The sequence below is a fragment of the Sphingomonas sp. OK281 genome (assembly GCF_900115295.1).
Taxonomy (GTDB): Bacteria; Pseudomonadota; Alphaproteobacteria; order Sphingomonadales; family Sphingomonadaceae; genus Sphingomonas.
In genome coordinates this window covers 902083-918316 of sequence record NZ_FOVZ01000002.1, presented here as the reverse complement: position 1 = coordinate 918316, position 16234 = coordinate 902083, and the positions used below count along the sequence as shown (strand labels likewise).

The window sequence follows — 16234 nt, the reverse complement described above, 5'->3', positions numbered from 1 at the left end:
CCGTACCGCCGGTGTCCACTTCTGTTGCCCGGTGTGGCCCGAACCGCGCTTTCGTCCGTATAACTTAGGTCGTTAGACCGTCAGTTATGCGGCAATTGCGAGTGCTTCGTTATCGTTGGCACTTGTGTATGGGCCGTTGCGGTGGTCCCATTCCGAGCGAAACATAGCGTCGTTGAACACACGTCGATCCTAGTTCGACCCCGTCATCGTCCCCCTCTTGCGAAGAGGGCGGTGGTGGAGTCGCCGGGTACTGCCCCCGGGTCCGCTGTGTCTATGACACGCCACGGTTTATCGCCATAGCCGCCAAGAGAAGATTCCCTCGACGGCTTGACCGATATAGGGGGGCCGCATCGATCTGAAAAGCCCGGCCAAATGAAAAGACTGGGGCGGTGGCGGCCCTCCCCGAATAAATCTCCAGCGGGTTAGCACACAGCGTGCCAAACCGCCTTCCGCTCGCCACAAAGCGCGTGCATAGCAACCTGCATTATGTTGACGCAGCGCTCCCGCTACGCGCTCCGCGCGATGATCTTCCTTGGCGGTGCTCCCGCCGGTGGCCCTCCCATCCCGATGACGCGGATCGCCGCCGAGGCGAACGTGCCGCGCAAATTCCTCGAACTGATCCTCGCCGACCTGCGCGAGTCCGGCTTGCTCCACAGCCATCGCGGAAAGATGGGCGGCTACCGCCTCTCACGGCCGAGCCATCTGATTTCGCTCGGCGAGATCATCCGGATTATCGAGGGGCCGCTGGCGCTGGTGCCGTGCGTGAGCCGGACCGCGTACCGCCCGTGCCTCGACTGCAAGAGCGAGGCGGACTGCGCGATCCGCTATGCGATGATGCGCGTGCGCGACGAGACCGCGCGGATCCTGGATGGCACGAGCCTGGCGGATGCGAACGCCGAGGATCTGGTAGCGGCGTAACCCTATCCTTCTCCCCTAGGGGAGAAGGTGGCGCCGCAGCGCCGGATGAGGGGGAGTTGGGATGTGGAGTACCGAGCCTCACTCCCCTCACCCTTCCGTCGCCTACGGCTCCTCCCTCCCTCTCCCCGCAGGGGAAAGGGACAAAGCGATCACCCCCGGGCCTTCAGCTCGTCGCGGATTTCGCGGAGCAGCGCGATCTCCACCGGCTCGGGCGCAGGCGCGACGGCCACCGCCTCTTCCTCGCGCTTCAACCTTGCCGTCTCGCGCTCGATCAGCGCCGCCGTCCGGTTCACCACGCGCAGGATCATGAAGATGATACCCGCAACGATCACGAAATTGACGAGCTGCGTCGCGAACGCGCCATAGCCGAGCAGCGGCACGCCCGCCTTCTTCAACGCCGCGTAATCGCTCAGCGAGCCCGCGTAGTTCGCCGGCACCGGCCCCATCCGCCAGAAATAGCTCGAGAAATCGAGCCCGCCGAAGATCTTGCCGATCACCGGCATCAGCACGTCGTCGGTCAGCGACGTGACGATCTTGCCGAACGCCGCACCGATGATCACCGCGATGGCGAGATCGAGCACGTTGCCGCGCATGATGAACGCCTTGAATTCCTTGAGCATCCGCGCTCCCCTTGCTGTTCGACCTTTAGGCTAGCCACCGATTTCGGTTTCGCCAACCCTGCGGACTGTCCTATGAGGGTGACACAGGTATTCAGGAGAGCCCCGATGTCACGTGCCCCAATCGCCCGCGGTACCGCCGCGATCCTCCTCGCATCGGCGCTGGCCGGATGTGGGATCAACAGCATTCCGACTGCGGAAGAGACCGCGAAGGCGCGCTGGGCCGACGTCCAGAACAATTATCAACGCCGCGCCGACCTGATCCCCAACCTCGTCGCGACCGTGAAGGCAGCAGGCGCGCAGGAAAAGGACATCCTCGTCCAGGTGACGCAGGCACGCTCTGCCGCGAACTCGGTGCAGGTTTCGGCCGCCGATCTCTCCGACCCTGCCAAGATGGAGCAGTATCAGCGCGTCCAGGGTGCCGTCGGGCTCTCGCTCCAGCGTTTGCAGGAGGCGTATCCCGAGCTGAAGAGCCAGGGCAACTACACCACGCTGATGAGCCAGCTCGAGGGTACCGAGAACCGCATCACGATCGCGCGGCGCGATTACAACGGCGCGGTGCAGGCGTATAACACCAAGATCCGCACCTTCCCCGACGCGGTCGGCGCGAAGATCTTCTATGGCGCCAAGCCGATGGTGCCGTTCGCGGCGACCACGCCGGGTGCCGAGACCGCACCGACGGTGAACTTCGGCAACGCGAGCTGATCCGAGCATTATGCTCCGCCATCTCCTGAAGCTAGCGTTCGCGGTGCTGCTGGTTAGCGGCGCCGCAACCGCGCAGACGCTTCCCAAGTTCACCGGCTTCGTCGTCGATGCGGCGAACGTCATCCCGCCCGATCAGGAAGCGGCGCTGACCAAGCGGCTCGACGATCTGCAAAAGTCGACTGGCAACCAGCTGGTCGTCGCGACGGTGCCGGACCTCGAAGGCTATCCGATCGAGGATTACGGCAATCGGCTGATCCGAAGCTGGGGCGTCGGGCTCAAGGACGCGAACAATGGCGCGATCCTGCTGGTCGCGCCGAACGACCGAAAGGTGCGGATCGAGGTCGGCTACGGCCTGGAACCGGTGCTGACCGACGCGTTCTCCAGCGTCGTCATCAACCAGCAAATCCTGCCGCGCTTCAAGGCGGGCGACATCCCCGGCGGCATCGTCGCGGGGACGAACGCGGTGGCGGACCAGCTCGCGCTGCCCGATGCGGAGGCGCGCGCGAAGGTGACGGCCGCGGCGGCGGAGTATGACAAGACGCATCGTCGATCGAATTCGGGCGGTGGCGGTGTGCCGATCGGGCTGATCTTCTTCGGGATCGTGCTGGCGGCGATCGTCATTCCGATGATCTCGCGGCGCGCGGGTGGCAAGCATTACGTCGATGGCGGCAGCCGCAGCGGTGGCAGCGGCGCCTTGCCGATCGTCTTGTGGAGCATCGCCGACGCGATGACTCGTGGCGGCGGTAGTGGCGGCGGCGGAAGCTGGGGCGGTGGCGGCGGCGATAGCGGCGGCGGCTGGGGCGGCGGTGGTTTTGGCGGCGGCGGCGGTGGATCCGGCGGCGGCGGCGGCGCATCGGGGGGATGGTGACATGCGGTTGAGCGACACCGACCACGACCGCGTCACCGCGGCGGTCACGCAGGCGGAAACCGCGACGACCGGCGAGATCGTCACGATCGTCGCACGGCAGTCGGATGCCTATCACGATGTGTCGATGCACTGGGGCGTGCTGGCGATGCTGCTGACGCTGGCGCTGCTCGCATACCACCCGGTCGCGGCGGACCACATCTACGCGCTGGTCGATCCCTGGCAGTCGGCACCGCAGGGTGCGCTGTACGTGGTCGCGCTGGTGCTGGTGACCTTGGTGTTTCTGGCGGTGCGGCTGGTGCTGGCGTGGACACCGGCGCGGCTGGCGCTGACGCCGGGTGCGACCAAGGCGCGGCGCGTGCGGCGGCGGGCTCTGCTCCTGTTCCGTGCGGGGGCCGAGAAGCGGACCAAGGGTTCGACCGGCGTCTTGCTGTATCTGTCGCTGGCCGAGCACCGCGCGGAGATTATCGCCGACGACGCGATCCACTCGCGCGTGCCCAACGAGACCTGGGGCGCAGCGATGGCCGCGGTGCTGGCCGGTGTCCGCGACGATCGCCCCGCCGACGGGATGGCGGATGCCGTCGCGCAGATCGGCGCGGTACTAGCGGAACATTTCCCGCGGACCGGTGCGCCGGTGAACGAACTTCCGGACAGGCTGATCGAACTATGAGCAAGACCGTATGGGCCGGAAAATTCCTGACCGTGCAGACCGAGGGCACGTGGGAATTCGCCGCGCGCCAGGGCGAGATCGCGGCGGCGGTGATCATCGCGATCGACGAAGGCGACGTGATCCTGGTGGAGCAGTTTCGCGTGCCGCTGGGCCGCGCATGTCTCGAACTGCCGGCCGGGCTGGTCGGTGACGAAACCGCGGGCGAGAGCGTCGCGGTGGCGGCCGGCCGCGAGCTAGAGGAAGAGACCGGCTACCGCGCAGACGCGATCGAGGATCTTGGCGTGTTCTATTCGTCGCCCGGGATGACGTCGGAATGCTTCACGCTGGTCCGCGCGACCGGGCTAACGAAGGTAAGCGACGGCGGCGGGGATGGTGACGAGAACATTACCGTGCACCGGGTGGCACTGGCGGACGTGCCGGCGTTCGTGGCGGAGAAGCGTAAGGCTGGCGTGGCGATCGATACCAAGATGCTGCTGATTCTGGCGGGGTCGATACTCTAACCAAGACCTGTTTCCCCGCGAAGGCGGGGACCCAGACTGGGCTCCCGCCTTCGCGGGAGAACAAGGACGTACGGGAGGGCCTAGCGCCGCTCCCGCGGGCTTACTTGAAATTGTCCGCGTAGCTCTGCAGCTTCAGCGTCTTCTGCGGTGCCGGCACGACGGTGTAGCCGAAACCTTCCCGCTCGCAGTGCGCGATCGCGGCTTCCGCGGTCGGGAACAGCAAGCGCAGTTGATCGCGGGTGTCGCCGCTGCCGGCCCAGCCGGTGAGCGGGTCGGGGCGCTTGGGCTCCGAGGGTTCGAATTCGAGCTGCCAGGCGTCGGTCCGGTGCTTGCCGGACTGCATGGCGTTCTTGGGGCGCTGAAAGATACGGGCGGTTGGCATGAGCCCCCTTATCGCGAACCGGCGGCCCTTGCATCCGCCTTTTTCGTGCGCAGCGTGGCGGACGCTGCGGCGGGGTCGTCGGGCCAGGGATGCTTGGGGTAGCGGCCGCGCATTTCCTTCGCCACCGCGGTCCAGCTGCCCGCCCAGAAACCGGGCAGGTCTCGCGTCGTCTGGATCGGGCGGCCGGCGGGGGATGTGAGGCTCAGCACCAGCGGTACGCGAGCCTCGCCGATCGTCGGATGCACCGCGAGGCCGAACAGGGCTTGCACGCGGAGTTCGACTCGGGGCCCTCCTTCCGCGGCGTAATCGATCGCGTGCGTGCTGCCGGCGGGGCTGGTGAAATCGGGCGGGGCGAGCCGGTTGATCGTCTGCATCGCGTCCCAGCCGAGCAGGTTGCGCAAGGCTTCGGCGAGCGCGCCGGAGACGATCGCGTCGAGTCGGCGCTTGCCGGTCAGAAGCGGGGCGAGCCATTCGTCGACGCGGTCGAGCAGGGTTTCGTCGTCGAGCGGTACGCCCGCATAGGCGGCACGGTCGCGCAGGGCTCGGGCGCCATCGCTCCACGGTAGCAGCGCGAAGCCGTGCTCGCGGACGCCCTCCACCAGTGCGGCGAGGATGGCGTCGGGATCGGCGCCACTGTCGGGACCGCTCGACAGGCGGATCGCGCCGAGGCGGCGTTCGCGCAGCGTCTGGATGCCGCCGGTTGTGGAATCGAACGTGACGGTGCGACGGGATTCGATGCGATCGGCGAAGAGAGTTTCGACGGTGGCCTGGTCGATCGCTACGGCGGAGAGAATGCGCGCGCCAGCGGCCGAGCCCTGCGTGTCGGCGACGGCGAGCCATTCGGAGCGGGCGAGCTGCGAGGTCGGGTCGAGCTTGAACCCGCGGCCGCCGACCGAGGCCCAGGTTTCGCCGGACGGGTCACGGCGGCGTGCGACCCGGTCAGGGAAGCCGAGCGCGACACACACTTCTGCCCCCCCTCCCGCAAGCGGGAGGGGGCTGGGGGGGGGGCGCCCGGCCTCGACGTCGCGCGACGCGGATGGCGCGAGCCCACCCCCCAGCCCCCTCCCGCTTGCGGGAGGGGGGGCAAGTTTCGCCCACCTATCCGCCATGGCGCGTGCCGCCTGCGCCTTCGAACCGCGTTCGGTTTTCCAGCGGCGGAGGCGGGTTTCCAGATCGACGTCCTGCCCGCCAATGCCGCGTTCGCCTAGCAGCACCGCGATTTGCGCCGCTACATTTGCCAACCCGCGCTCCCCCGCTCGCAGCAGCATGTGCGCCAGTCTTGGTGGCATCGGGAGTTTAGCTATCGCGCGGCCATGCGGAGTTGGGCGGCCATCCTCGATCGCCTCCAGCGTCGTCAGCCGCGCCATCGCCTCGTCGATCGCGGCGGCGGGGGGCGGGTCGATCCAGCGGAGGTCGCGCGGATCGCCGACACCCCATAATGCACAGGCGAGCACCAGTGCGGACAGGTCCGCCTCAAGGATTTCGGGCGGATCGTACCGCGGAAGCCCGGCGGTCGCCGCCTCTTCCCACAACCGATACGCGACGCCCGGCCCCAGCCGCGCGGCGCGGCCGGCGCGTTGCGTGACCGCCGCCTGGCTCGCACGCTCGGTGACCAGGCGCGTCATCCCCGCCGCGCGGTCGTAGCGCGGGCGTCTCGCGAGCCCGGAGTCGACGACGATGCGGATGCCGTCGAGCGTCAAACTGGTCTCGGCGATGCTGGTAGCGAGCACGACTTTGCGCCGACCGTCGGGCTCGGGGAGGATCGCCGCGCGTTGCGCGGCGGGATCGAGGCTGCCGTGGAGTTCGTGCAGGACGATGTCGTCGGGGAGGTTAGCGAGGCGGTCGGCGGTGCGCTCGATCTCCGCGACGCCGGGGAGGAAGGCTAGCACGCCCCCCTCCGCTTCGCCGAGTGCGCGGCGGATCGCGGACGCGACCGAGTCCTCGATGCGGAGTTCGGCTTGGCGGCCGATGTGACGGAGGGTCAGCGGATAGCTTCGGCCTTCGCTCTCGATGACGGGAGCCTCGTCCATTAAAGCCGCGAACCTTGCACCGTCGAGCGTTGCGGACATCGCGACGATGCGGAGATCAGGGCGAAAGCCGGCTTGCACGTCGAGCGCCAGCGCGAGGCCGAAATCGCCGTCGAGGCTGCGTTCGTGGACTTCGTCGAACAGCACGGCCGAGACGCCAGCAAGTTCGGGGTCGGCCTGGATACGGACGACGAATATGCCCTCCGTGACCACCGTCACGCGGGTCGCGGCGGAGCGCTTGCTGTCCATGCGGGTGGCGTAGCCGAAGGTCTGGCCGACGGGCTCGCCAACGGTCGAGGCCATGCGTTCGGCGGCCGCGCGCGCGGCCAGGCGGCGGGGGGATAGGAGGAGAATCTCGCCGGTGCACCAGGGTTCGGTGAGGAGGGCCGGCGCTACCGCGGTGGTCTTGCCAGCGCCTGGGGGGGCAACGAGGACCGCGGAGGTGCGGTCGCGGAGAGTGGCGAGGAGGTCGGGAAGTACGGCGAGGATCGGGAGCGGCGGCGGGGTCATGCGCGCCTGCTGCCACAGTAGCGGGGTTGGCGACAGGTTTTGTCGTCGGAAGCAGTACTCACTGCGCTGTCATTCCCGCGGAGGCGGGAACCCATATTGGCTGACCTCGCGATGAAGTCGCAGGTGCCGGAGGTTATGGGCCCCCGCCTTCGCAGGGATGACGTGTTCGGAGAGAACACTCCCCGGCCTTCAGCACGGTTGGCGGACCTTGATCAGCCAATCACGTATATTCCATCCCACACCGCCCCGGCGAAGGCCGGGGTCCAATTGGGAAACGGCGGTGAAGGCCGTTGCGCTCCGTTACTGCCACGTCTCCAATTGGGCCCCGGCCTCCGCCGGGGTGGTGCACATATCCGGATGGATCGGGCACCGAACGAGTTTGTCGCTGACGAACGCGTTGCGACAGCCCGCCTCGCCCCCCGACCACCGAAGGCTGGCAAGCGCCCGCGAACCTGCTAGACGCTGCGGCAGTAATCATGGCGTCCGATCCCTCCCCCACCTCGACGACGGCGACAGGCCGCACTTCCGACCGGCTGCGCGGCAGGGTCGCGCGCGCCTGGGCGAGTCGGTGGACCAAGGCGGCGCTGGTGCTGGTCGTGCTCGGCTTCGTCGCGATCTTCGCGTTCTGGTTCGCGGTCATGCGCGACCTCCCTTCCGTGGACACGCTGCGGACGTACGAGCCACCGCTGCCGACCAACGTCCGCGGAATTGATGGCACGCCGATCCACAGCTACGCCCGCGAACGCCGCGTGGAACTGAGCTACGCCGAATATCCGCCGCTGCTGGTGAAGGCGTTCCTCGCCGCCGAGGACAAGTCGTTCTTCGAGCATCACGGCGTCGATTATCCCGGCCTCGCCGGTGCGGTGTACGATTATGCGACCAAGCTCGGCACCGGCAAACGCGCCAAGGGCGGCTCGACGATCACGCAGCAGGTCGCCAAGAACCTGTTGATCGGCAACGCCTATTCGCCGTCGCGCAAACTGCGCGAGGCGGTGCTGGCGTACAAGATCGAGGATACGCTGACCAAGGAACAGATCCTCGAGCTGTACCTCAACCAGATCGCGCTCGGCCGCAACGCGTTCGGCGTCGAGGCCGCGAGCCATGCGTATTTCGACAAGGAGCTCGACCAGCTCGATCTCGCGCAGATGGCGTATCTCGCGATCCTGCCCAAGGGTCCGTCGAACTACGATCCGGTGCGCAACACCGAGCGCGCGATGACGCGGCGCAACTATGTGCTCAACCGGATGCTCGACAACGGCTTCATCACGCGCGCGCAACATGACCAGGCCAATGCCGAGCCGCTCGGCGCGGTGATGCGGCGGACGCCGAAGTTCGAGAGCGTCGGCGGCTATTTCGTCGAGGAAGTCCGCCGTCAGCTGATGGCGAAGTTCGGCGAAAATGCGAAGGACGGACCCTACAGCGTCTATTCGGGCGGGCTGTGGGTGCGGACGTCGTTCGACGCGAAGCTGCAGGATCTCGCGCAGCAAGCCTTGCGTGATGGTCTGGTGCGGTTCGACAGCGGACGCGGCTGGAACGGCCCGATCCGTCATGTCGAGATCGAGGACGACAACTGGCTCCAGCCCCTGCTCAACAGCAATATCGCGCTCGACTACCGCGACTGGGTCGCGGCGATCGTGACGGGCAAGGACGGCAACGCCTGGAGCCTCGGCTTCCGCACCGGCAAGACCGGCACGCTGCCGCGCTATGCGGCGCAGATGCCGGTGCGCGGCAAGGGCGGCAACGCGTTCGGCGCGATCAAGACGGGCGACATCATCGCGGTGGCGCCGGACGGTGGCGAATTCTCGCTGCGAGCGATCCCCAAGGTCTCGGGCGCGTTTGTCGTCGAGGAGCCGGCATCGGGCCGCGTTCTGGCGATGCAGGGGGGCTTTGACGACCGCTTGCAGGCGTTCAACCGCGCGACTCAGGCAATGCGCCAGCCGGGCTCCACCATCAAGCCGATCGTCTATTCCGCCGCGCTCGACAACGGGATGACGCCCGCGTCGATCATCGTCGACGGGCCGTTCTGCGTGTATCAGGGCGCGCGGCTGGGGCAGAAATGCTTCCGCAACTTCGGCAATTCGCGCGGGTCCGGCCCGCACACGATGCGCTGGGGAATCGAGCAGTCGCGCAACCTGATGACCGTGCGCGCCGCCGCGCAGACCGGCATGCCCAAGGTCGTCGCGACCATCAAGAAGATGGGCGTCGGCGATTACGCGCCCTATCTCTCCTACGCGCTCGGCGCTGGCGAGACGACCGTCGGGCGGATGGTCAACGCATATTCGATCCTCGCCAACAACGGCAAGGGCGGCCCGCCGTCGCTGATCGACTTCGTCCAGGACCGTCACGGCAAGGTGATCTGGCCCGAGAACTGGCGGCCGTGCGATCGCTGCAACGCGCCCGACTGGGATGGCAAACCGATGCCGCGGCCGATCACGCGCCAGCGCCAGGTGCTCGACGCGATGACCGCGTACCAGATGGTCCACATCACCGAAGGCGTCGTCCAGCGCGGCACCGCGGTGACGTTGCGCGATCTCGATCGACCGATGTTCGGCAAGACCGGCACCAACAACGGCCCGACCGACGTGTGGTTCGTCGGGGGTACGCCGCAGTTCGTCGGCGGGCTGTATATCGGGTTCGACACGCCGAAGAACCTTGGTGGCGCAGCGCAGGGCGGTACGCTCGCCGCACCGATCTTCAAGCAGTTCGCGGTGAAAGCGTATGAGGACCTCCCCAAGCTGCCGTTCCGCGCGCCGGCGGGCATCCGCATGGTCCGGATCGATCGCGCGAGCGGTCGGCCGGTCTATGGCACGTGGCCCGATACGAGCGATCCCAAGCCCGCGGTGATCTGGGAAGCGTTCAAGCCCGAGAGCGAACCGCGCCGCGCTGCACGACGCTCGGATGTCGCCCCCACGGCGACTACGACGACGACCGCGGTGAAGAAGGCCGAAGCCCCGCGCGACAGCGATTTCTTGCAAAGACAAGGCGGAATCTACTAGCGCGCTTATATAGACGTCATCCCGGCGCCCGCCGGTGACCCGCCCCGCTCGCTTGGGACGGCGATCCCGGCCTCCGCCGGGACGACGAAATTTCCCCGGCCTCCGCCGGGGCGGCGGAATTTTTGGAGAATATCATGCGCGCCGAAGCGCAGGCTCACGTAGACACCATCAACGACGCGCTGGCGCTGCTGCGCCGCTTCCTCGACTGGGACCGCGCGCTGCGTCGTCTCGACGAGCTGAACGCGCGCGTCGAGGATCAGGCGCTCTGGTCCGATCCCAAGGCCGCGCAGGAGGTGATGCGCGAGCGTCGTCGTCTCGACGAGGCAATCAGCGCGACGCGCGCGATCCAGAGCGAGCTGTCGGACACCGCCGAACTGATCGAGATGGCCGAGGCCGAGGGCGATACCGAGATGGAAGCGGACGGCGTTGCGTCGCTCGCCGAACTCGCCGCGCGTGCCGACAAGGACAAGATCAAGGCGCTGCTGGCAGGCGAAGCCGACGCGAACGACACCTATATCGAGGTCAACGCGGGCGCCGGCGGGACCGAGAGCCAGGACTGGGCAGGCATGCTCAGCCGAATGTATTCGCGCTGGGGCGAGCGTCACGGTCTCAAGGTCGAGCTGGTCGACCAGCATTCGGGCGAGCAGGCGGGGATCAAGTCGGCGACGCTGCTGCTGAAAGGCGAGAACGCGTACGGTTACGCGAAGACCGAGAGCGGCGTGCACCGGCTCGTCCGGATCAGCCCGTACGACTCGGCGGCGCGGCGGCATACGTCGTTCGCCAGCGTCTGGGTGTATCCGGTCGTCGACGACAATATCGAGGTCGAATACAACGAGAGCGACCTGCGCATCGACACGTATCGTGCGTCGGGTGCCGGCGGCCAGCACATCAACACGACCGATTCGGCGGTGCGCATCACGCACATCCCGACCGGGATCGTCGTGCAGTGCCAAAACCAGCGCTCGCAGCACAAGAACAAGGCCGAGGCGTACAACCAGCTCCGCGCACGTCTGTACGAGCGCGAACTGGCGATCCGCGAGACTGCGGCGAATGCCGAGAACGCCGGCAAGACCGACATCGGCTGGGGTCACCAGATCCGATCGTACGTGCTTCAGCCGTACCAGATGGTGAAGGACCTGCGCACCGGCGTGGTGTCGACCAGCCCGTCGGACGTGCTCGACGGCGATCTCGAGATGTTCATGGCAGCGGCGCTGTCGCAGCGCGTGACCGGCGAGGCCGTCGAGGTGGAGGACGTCGATTGAGCTTGCGGGGTGTCCTTGCCCTGATGCTGTCGCCGGTGTTCCTGCTCGCAGCGTGCGACGGTAGCAAGCCGCTGATCAAGCGCGAGCCCAAGGGGCCGGTCTTCCCCGCCGCCGACCGTCCGGTCGCGTCGATCGTCTCGACGCGCTGGTCGAACGAGGAAGCGCGCGACCGGCTCAACGAGGCCGGCGAGGTCATGAACAAGGGCGAGATCCGCAAGGGCATGACGGTCGCGGATATCGGCGCGGGCGAAGGCTATTACACGATCCGTCTCGCGGCGCGGGTCGGCAAGGACGGCCGCGTGCTCGCGGAGGACATCATCCCGGCGGTGCGCGACCAGCTCGCGGAACGCGTCGCGCGCGAGGACCTGGCGAACGTCAGCGTGAAGCTGGGCGAGGCGAACGATCCGAAACTGCCCGAGGCGAGCTTCGACCGAGTGCTGATGGTCCACATGTATCACGAGATCGAGCAGCCGTACGAGTTCCTGTGGCGGTTGCGGCCGTCGCTGAAGCCGGACGGGCTGGTGGTGGTGGTCGATGCGAACCGGCCGACGCAGAACCACGGCACGCCGCCTGCGCTGCTGAAGTGCGAGTTCGCGGCGGTCGGCTATACGCAGGTCGATACCGACGACATGCCCTCGGCGGGCGGGTACATCGCGACGTTCCGCGCGACCGGGCCGCGGCCGGCGCCGGAAGCGATCCGGGCGTGTCGGCTGGGGTGAGATTGGATTCGGGTCGTGACCGATCCCGAGGCACCACCCCGGCGGAGGCCGGGGCCCAATTGGAAAGGTCACAGTAACCGCGAACTGCGCGTCGTTGGCGACGTCCCCCAATTGGGCCCCGGCCTCCGCCGGTGTGGTGGATTTGGGGGCAGGCACTCCTCACATCACGCCATTCCCGCAGACTTGTGAATGCGTCGCCCGCAATCCGACGACAGCCCATGCTTCCTTGTACTCCCGCGAAGGCGGGAGCCCAGTCTGGGTCCCCGCCTTCGCGGGGAAACAAGCTTTTCTGTCGTCATCTGAAAGACGACGCCCCATCTCGCTGATGCCAGCTACAGGTTCGGTAGGAATCGATGCGACACGTCAGACGATCCCCATCGCGCGCAGGCTCGTCACCTCGTCAACCGCGATCACCAGGTGATCGAGCAGCACCACCTCCAACGTCCGCAACCCCGCCGCCAACGCCCGCGTGAACGCCACGTCCCGCGCGCTCGGCGTGGCATCCCCGCTCGGATGGTTGTGCGCCATCACCGCGCCGACCGCGCCGAACGCCAGCGCATCCATCGCGACCGTCCGGATCGAGATCGCCACCTGATCCCGTCCGCCGACGACATGCCGCATCCCGAGAATCCTCCGATTCGGATCAAGATAGACGACCGCCACCGTCTCGACCGTGGCATCGCGCAGCCCGGCGAACAGCGCGCGCGCCATCGTGAGGTCGGCGATGCGACGGGAAGATATGGGCGGCGGCAGCACATACCCGACTGCGCCGCCACGCGGGCGGCTGCACGCGCAACCGCGTCCACATCGGCTTGAGCCGCCGCCGCTACGCCGCTACGCCCCCGGCATGCGCCAATATCTAGACCTCATGGACCGCGTGCTCTCGACCGGCGTCGAGACGATGGACCGCACCGGCACCGGCACGCTCAGCGTGTTCGGCGCGCAGATGCGCTTCGATCTCGCACAGGGCTTCCCCGTGCTCACCACCAAGAAGCTTCACCTCCGCTCGATCATCGTCGAACTCCTGTGGTTCCTGCGCGGCGACACCAACGTCCGCTGGCTACAGGAGCGCAAAGTCGCGATCTGGGACGAATGGGCGGACGAGAACGGCGATCTCGGCCCGGTCTATGGCAAGCAGTGGCGCGACTGGGTCGCCGCGGATGGACGCCACATCGACCAGATCGCCGAACTGATCACGCAGATCAAAACCAACCCTGCCTCGCGCCGCCAGATCGTCAGCGCGTGGAATCCCGGCGACCTCCACGCGATGGCGCTCGCGCCGTGCCACTGCCTGTTCCAGACGCATGTCGCGGGCGGCAAGCTGTCGCTCCAGCTCTACCAGCGCTCGGGCGACATCTTCCTCGGCGTGCCGTTCAACATCGCCAGCTACGCGCTGCTCACGCACATCCTCGCGCAGCAATGCGGGCTGGAGGTCGGCGAGTTCATCTGGACCGGCGGCGATTGCCACCTCTATTCGAACCATCTGGAGCAGGCGCAACTGCAACTGACGCGCTCGCCGGGGCCGTTGCCGCGGCTTGAAATTCTCCGAAAGCCGGACTCGATCGACGCCTACGAATATGAGGATTTCGTCCTTCACGACTATGTCGCGCAGGCGCACATCAAGGCCCCCGTCGCGGTCTGAACAGAGAGTAACCCCGCGACAGCGCCGCGCGACCGAATCGCAATAGGAACCGCCCGTGCGCTGTGCGGTTCAGATGCGCATGGATATCACACAGCTCATTCTCGACGAACACGCGCAGCAGCGCGCATTGTTCGCCCAGATCGATTCGATCGACGCCAAGGACACCGAGGCGCTGTCGGCGCTCTGGACCCGCCTCAAGAACCTGCTCGACGCGCACGCCGAGGCGGAGGAACGCTTCTTCTACCCGCGGCTGATGAAGATCGGCACTGGCGGCAACGACGCCGACTCGGCCGCTGAAGAGACCGAGGACGCGATCGAGGATCACAACGACATCCGCGACACCGGCGAAGCGGTCGACAAGCACCCGGTCGGGTCGGACGCATGGTTCGAAGCGGTGGGCGAATGCAACAAGGCGAACAGCGATCATCTGGCGGAGGAAGAACGCCAGGGCCTCACCGACTTCCGCAAGCATGCGACGCTTGAGGAGCGGCATGAGCTTGGCGTGCGGTTTGCGGCGTTCGAGGCGAATCACCTGAACGGGGTGAAGGTCGTCGAGAAGGATCCCGAGGCGTATGTGAAGGAACACGCGCCGGGTTGAACCCCAAACTCCACCTCCCCGGCGAAGGCCGGGGCCCAGTTGGAAAGGTGGGAGTGACGGGACGCAGCGCTTTGTTAGCAACGTTTCCCAACTGGACCCCGGCCTCCGCCGGGGAGGTGCTGTAGGTTAGGTTTGGACGTGATTGACGGAGTAGCCCTCCGCCTCTCATTCCGGCATGACCTGGAGCATGATCACCTTCTACCTCGCCCGCGCCACCAACGGCGTCATCGGCCGCAACGGCCAGCTCCCCTGGCGCATCCCCGCCGACCTGAAGCGCTTCAAGGCGCTGACGATGGGCAAGCCGATGGTGATGGGCCGCAAGACATTCGAGAGTTTCCCGAGCCCCCTGCCCGGCCGCCGTCACATCGTCCTCACGCGGGGCGACTGGACCGCGGACGGCGCTGAGGTCGCGCATTCGGTCGAGGAGGCGCTCACTATGGCGGGAGACGACGTCGCGGTCATCGGTGGCGCGCAGATCTATGCGCAGTTTCTCCCCCATGCGGACCGCATCGAACTGACCGAAGTCCATGACGAACCCGAAGGCGACGCCGTCGTCCCCGCATTCGACGGCTGGCACGAGATCGCCCGCGAGGATCACCCAGGCGAAAAGCAACGGCCCGCTTATGGCTTCGTCACCCTCACCCGCCGCTGAGTTGTTCTCCCGCGAAGGCGGGAGCCCAGGCTGGAATCCCGCCTTCGCGGGAGAACAAGGAGTTGCGGGAGACGACCGCACAGAAGGACTATCGCCTTTCGCGGCGGCTGGTTACTGAACCGCGCATGCAGCGGCTCGACGGCGGCGCGTCCATTCCTTCGCATCTCGCGAACGGGATCGTCGCGCTGGGCAATTTCGATGGATTCCACCTCGGTCACCAGGCAGTGGTCGCGCGCGCGATCGCTTGGGCCAAAGCCGAGGGCCGCCCCGCGCTGGTGGCGACGTTCGATCCGCATCCGGTCCGCCACTTCCGCCCCGACACCGCGCCGTTCCGCCTGACCACGCTCGACCAGCGCGAGCGGCTGTTCGCGGAGGCCGGCGCCGACGCGATGGTGGTGTTCCATTTCGATGGCGATCTCGCCGCGCTGACCGCCGAGGAGTTCATCGCCCAGCGGCTCGAGGACAATCTCCGCGTCGGCGGCGTCGTCACCGGCGAGGACTTCACCTTCGGCAAAAGCAAGGCCGGCACCGTCCATACGCTGGCCTCGCGCGGCCCGGTCCACGGATTCCGCGCGGAGACCGTCGGCGCGGTGGCGCTGAACGGCGAGACCGTCTCGTCCACGCGCATCCGCGATGCCCTACGCAGCGGCGACATGGCGACCGCGACGCGACTGCTCACGCGGCCGTTCGCGATCGAGGGCGTGGTGCAGCACGGCGACAAGCTCGGCCGCACGATCGGCTACCCGACCGCCAATCTCGACATGGGGAATTATCTCCGGCCTGCGTACGGGATCTATGCGGTGACCGGTCGGCTGGACGACGGCCGCGTGCTGAAGGGCGCGGCGAACCTCGGCATCCGCCCGAGCTTCGATCCGCCGAAGGAATTGCTCGAGCCGTATTTCTTCGACTTCTCGGAGGATCTGTACGGCCGTCGCGTCGAGGTATCGCTGGTCGAGTACCTCCGGCCGGAAGCGAAGTTCGACAGCCTCGAAGCTCTGACGACGCAGATGGATGCCGACTGCGATCGTGCGCGCGCGATCCTGGGCTGACTTCTCCCCTCCCTGAAAGGGAGGGGTCGGGGGTGGGTCGGCCGCTTGGCGGACGTGACGGCAATTCCGAACCAACCCACCCCCAGCCCCTCCCTTCCAGGGAGGGGAGCAAGAGCGGGACA

General features: G+C 67.2%; 16 protein-coding genes and 1 other RNA gene. 12 read left to right on the top strand and 5 right to left on the bottom strand.

What is annotated here, in order from left to right; genetic code table 11:
- Nucleotides 1-10: 10 nt before the first annotated feature.
- Nucleotides 11-366: a transfer-messenger RNA gene (ssrA, locus tag BM244_RS10300) on the bottom strand.
- A 120-nt stretch (nucleotides 367-486) separates the two neighbouring features.
- On the opposite strand from ssrA, the gene BM244_RS10295 reads away from it, so the two are divergent.
- On the top strand, nucleotides 487-918 hold the full coding sequence (locus tag BM244_RS10295) for an RrF2 family transcriptional regulator (RefSeq protein WP_060526568.1): 432 nt from the start codon (nucleotides 487-489) through the stop codon (nucleotides 916-918).
- 149 nt (nucleotides 919-1067) lie between these two features.
- Here the strand turns inward: BM244_RS10295 and mscL are convergent, their stop codons facing one another.
- Nucleotides 1068-1538, bottom strand: a complete 471-nt coding sequence (gene mscL, locus BM244_RS10290) for a large conductance mechanosensitive channel protein MscL (protein WP_093398784.1) — start codon at nucleotides 1536-1538, stop codon at nucleotides 1068-1070.
- A gap of 105 nt (nucleotides 1539-1643) precedes the next feature.
- Here mscL and BM244_RS10285 point away from each other — a divergent pair, with 105 nt between their 5' ends.
- The 4 genes from BM244_RS10285 to BM244_RS10270 are packed head-to-tail and all read left to right on the top strand — an operon-like array spanning nucleotide 1644 to nucleotide 4275.
- Complete coding sequence (locus BM244_RS10285; protein ID WP_093398783.1) at nucleotides 1644-2240, top strand: LemA family protein; 597 nt, start codon at nucleotides 1644-1646, stop codon at nucleotides 2238-2240.
- 10 nt (nucleotides 2241-2250) lie between these two features.
- Nucleotides 2251-3108 (top strand): TPM domain-containing protein, encoded by an 858-nt coding sequence (locus BM244_RS10280; RefSeq protein WP_093398782.1) that lies wholly within the window; start codon nucleotides 2251-2253, stop codon nucleotides 3106-3108.
- A 1-nt stretch (nucleotide 3109) separates the two neighbouring features.
- On the top strand, nucleotides 3110-3775 hold the full coding sequence (locus BM244_RS10275; RefSeq protein ID WP_093399098.1) for a TPM domain-containing protein: 666 nt from the start codon (nucleotides 3110-3112) through the stop codon (nucleotides 3773-3775).
- Complete coding sequence (locus BM244_RS10270) at nucleotides 3772-4275, top strand: NUDIX hydrolase (protein WP_093398781.1); 504 nt, start codon at nucleotides 3772-3774, stop codon at nucleotides 4273-4275. Before BM244_RS10275 ends, BM244_RS10270 begins: the two co-directional genes overlap by 4 nt.
- 100 nt (nucleotides 4276-4375) lie before the next feature.
- Here BM244_RS10270 and BM244_RS10265 read toward each other — a convergent pair whose 3' ends face one another.
- A complete protein-coding gene (locus BM244_RS10265) occupies nucleotides 4376-4657 on the bottom strand; it encodes an ETC complex I subunit (RefSeq protein WP_056051595.1) in 282 nt (93 codons plus the stop codon).
- An 8-nt stretch (nucleotides 4658-4665) separates the two neighbouring features.
- Complete coding sequence (hrpB, locus tag BM244_RS10260; protein WP_093398780.1) at nucleotides 4666-7194, bottom strand: ATP-dependent helicase HrpB; 2529 nt, start codon at nucleotides 7192-7194, stop codon at nucleotides 4666-4668.
- Nucleotides 7195-7670: 476 nt separating this feature from the next.
- Here hrpB and BM244_RS10255 point away from each other — a divergent pair, with 476 nt between their 5' ends.
- The 3 genes from BM244_RS10255 (at nucleotide 7671) to BM244_RS10245 (ending at nucleotide 12171) form a co-directional block, all read left to right on the top strand.
- On the top strand, nucleotides 7671-10190 hold the full coding sequence (locus BM244_RS10255) for a penicillin-binding protein 1A (protein ID WP_093398779.1): 2520 nt from the start codon (nucleotides 7671-7673) through the stop codon (nucleotides 10188-10190).
- Between the two features lie 134 nt (nucleotides 10191-10324).
- Complete coding sequence (prfB, locus tag BM244_RS10250; RefSeq protein WP_056051599.1) at nucleotides 10325-11452, top strand: peptide chain release factor 2; 1128 nt, start codon at nucleotides 10325-10327, stop codon at nucleotides 11450-11452.
- Between the two features lie 23 nt (nucleotides 11453-11475).
- Complete coding sequence (locus tag BM244_RS10245) at nucleotides 11476-12171, top strand: class I SAM-dependent methyltransferase (RefSeq protein WP_093398778.1); 696 nt, start codon at nucleotides 11476-11478, stop codon at nucleotides 12169-12171.
- 363 nt (nucleotides 12172-12534) lie between these two features.
- Here BM244_RS10245 and BM244_RS10240 read toward each other — a convergent pair whose 3' ends face one another.
- Nucleotides 12535-12882, bottom strand: coding sequence for a JAB domain-containing protein (locus BM244_RS10240; RefSeq protein WP_093398777.1), 348 nt, complete (start codon nucleotides 12880-12882; stop codon nucleotides 12535-12537).
- Between the two features lie 136 nt (nucleotides 12883-13018).
- On the opposite strand from BM244_RS10240, the gene BM244_RS10235 reads away from it, so the two are divergent.
- The 4 genes from BM244_RS10235 to BM244_RS10220 all read left to right on the top strand — a co-directional run bounded on the left by BM244_RS10235 (nucleotide 13019) and on the right by BM244_RS10220 (nucleotide 16112).
- Nucleotides 13019-13813 (top strand): thymidylate synthase, encoded by a 795-nt coding sequence (locus BM244_RS10235; RefSeq protein WP_093399097.1) that lies wholly within the window; start codon nucleotides 13019-13021, stop codon nucleotides 13811-13813.
- A 79-nt stretch (nucleotides 13814-13892) separates the two neighbouring features.
- Entirely contained in the window at nucleotides 13893-14411 is a 519-nt protein-coding gene (locus tag BM244_RS10230) for a hemerythrin domain-containing protein (RefSeq protein WP_093399096.1), read from the top strand.
- Between the two features lie 187 nt (nucleotides 14412-14598).
- Nucleotides 14599-15063 carry a dihydrofolate reductase gene (locus BM244_RS10225; RefSeq protein WP_093399095.1) on the top strand — a complete coding sequence of 155 codons (465 nt, stop codon included), beginning with the start codon at nucleotides 14599-14601 and terminating at the stop codon, nucleotides 15061-15063.
- A 125-nt stretch (nucleotides 15064-15188) separates the two neighbouring features.
- Complete coding sequence (locus BM244_RS10220; protein ID WP_093398776.1) at nucleotides 15189-16112, top strand: bifunctional riboflavin kinase/FAD synthetase; 924 nt, start codon at nucleotides 15189-15191, stop codon at nucleotides 16110-16112.
- Nucleotides 16113-16234 lie beyond the last annotated feature (122 nt).

Excerpts from the sequence above, each read along its gene's own strand:
- BM244_RS10295 (WP_060526568.1), top strand. The coding sequence starts at position 487 with ATGTTGACGCAGCGCTCCCGCTACGCGCTCCGCGCGATGATCTTCCTT.
- mscL (WP_093398784.1), bottom strand. The coding sequence starts at position 1,538 with ATGCTCAAGGAATTCAAGGCGTTCATCATGCGCGGCAACGTGCTCGAT.
- BM244_RS10285 (WP_093398783.1), top strand. The coding sequence starts at position 1,644 with ATGTCACGTGCCCCAATCGCCCGCGGTACCGCCGCGATCCTCCTCGCA.
- BM244_RS10280 (WP_093398782.1), top strand. The coding sequence starts at position 2,251 with ATGCTCCGCCATCTCCTGAAGCTAGCGTTCGCGGTGCTGCTGGTTAGC.
- BM244_RS10275 (WP_093399098.1), top strand. The coding sequence starts at position 3,110 with ATGCGGTTGAGCGACACCGACCACGACCGCGTCACCGCGGCGGTCACG.
- BM244_RS10270 (WP_093398781.1), top strand. The coding sequence starts at position 3,772 with ATGAGCAAGACCGTATGGGCCGGAAAATTCCTGACCGTGCAGACCGAG.
- BM244_RS10265 (WP_056051595.1), bottom strand. The coding sequence starts at position 4,657 with ATGCCAACCGCCCGTATCTTTCAGCGCCCCAAGAACGCCATGCAGTCC.
- hrpB (WP_093398780.1), bottom strand. The coding sequence starts at position 7,194 with ATGACCCCGCCGCCGCTCCCGATCCTCGCCGTACTTCCCGACCTCCTC.
- BM244_RS10255 (WP_093398779.1), top strand. The coding sequence starts at position 7,671 with ATGGCGTCCGATCCCTCCCCCACCTCGACGACGGCGACAGGCCGCACT.
- prfB (WP_056051599.1), top strand. The coding sequence starts at position 10,325 with ATGCGCGCCGAAGCGCAGGCTCACGTAGACACCATCAACGACGCGCTG.
- BM244_RS10245 (WP_093398778.1), top strand. The coding sequence starts at position 11,476 with ATGCTGTCGCCGGTGTTCCTGCTCGCAGCGTGCGACGGTAGCAAGCCG.
- BM244_RS10240 (WP_093398777.1), bottom strand. The coding sequence starts at position 12,882 with ATGGCGCGCGCGCTGTTCGCCGGGCTGCGCGATGCCACGGTCGAGACG.
- BM244_RS10235 (WP_093399097.1), top strand. The coding sequence starts at position 13,019 with ATGCGCCAATATCTAGACCTCATGGACCGCGTGCTCTCGACCGGCGTC.
- BM244_RS10230 (WP_093399096.1), top strand. The coding sequence starts at position 13,893 with ATGGATATCACACAGCTCATTCTCGACGAACACGCGCAGCAGCGCGCA.
- BM244_RS10225 (WP_093399095.1), top strand. The coding sequence starts at position 14,599 with ATGATCACCTTCTACCTCGCCCGCGCCACCAACGGCGTCATCGGCCGC.
- BM244_RS10220 (WP_093398776.1), top strand. The coding sequence starts at position 15,189 with ATGCAGCGGCTCGACGGCGGCGCGTCCATTCCTTCGCATCTCGCGAAC.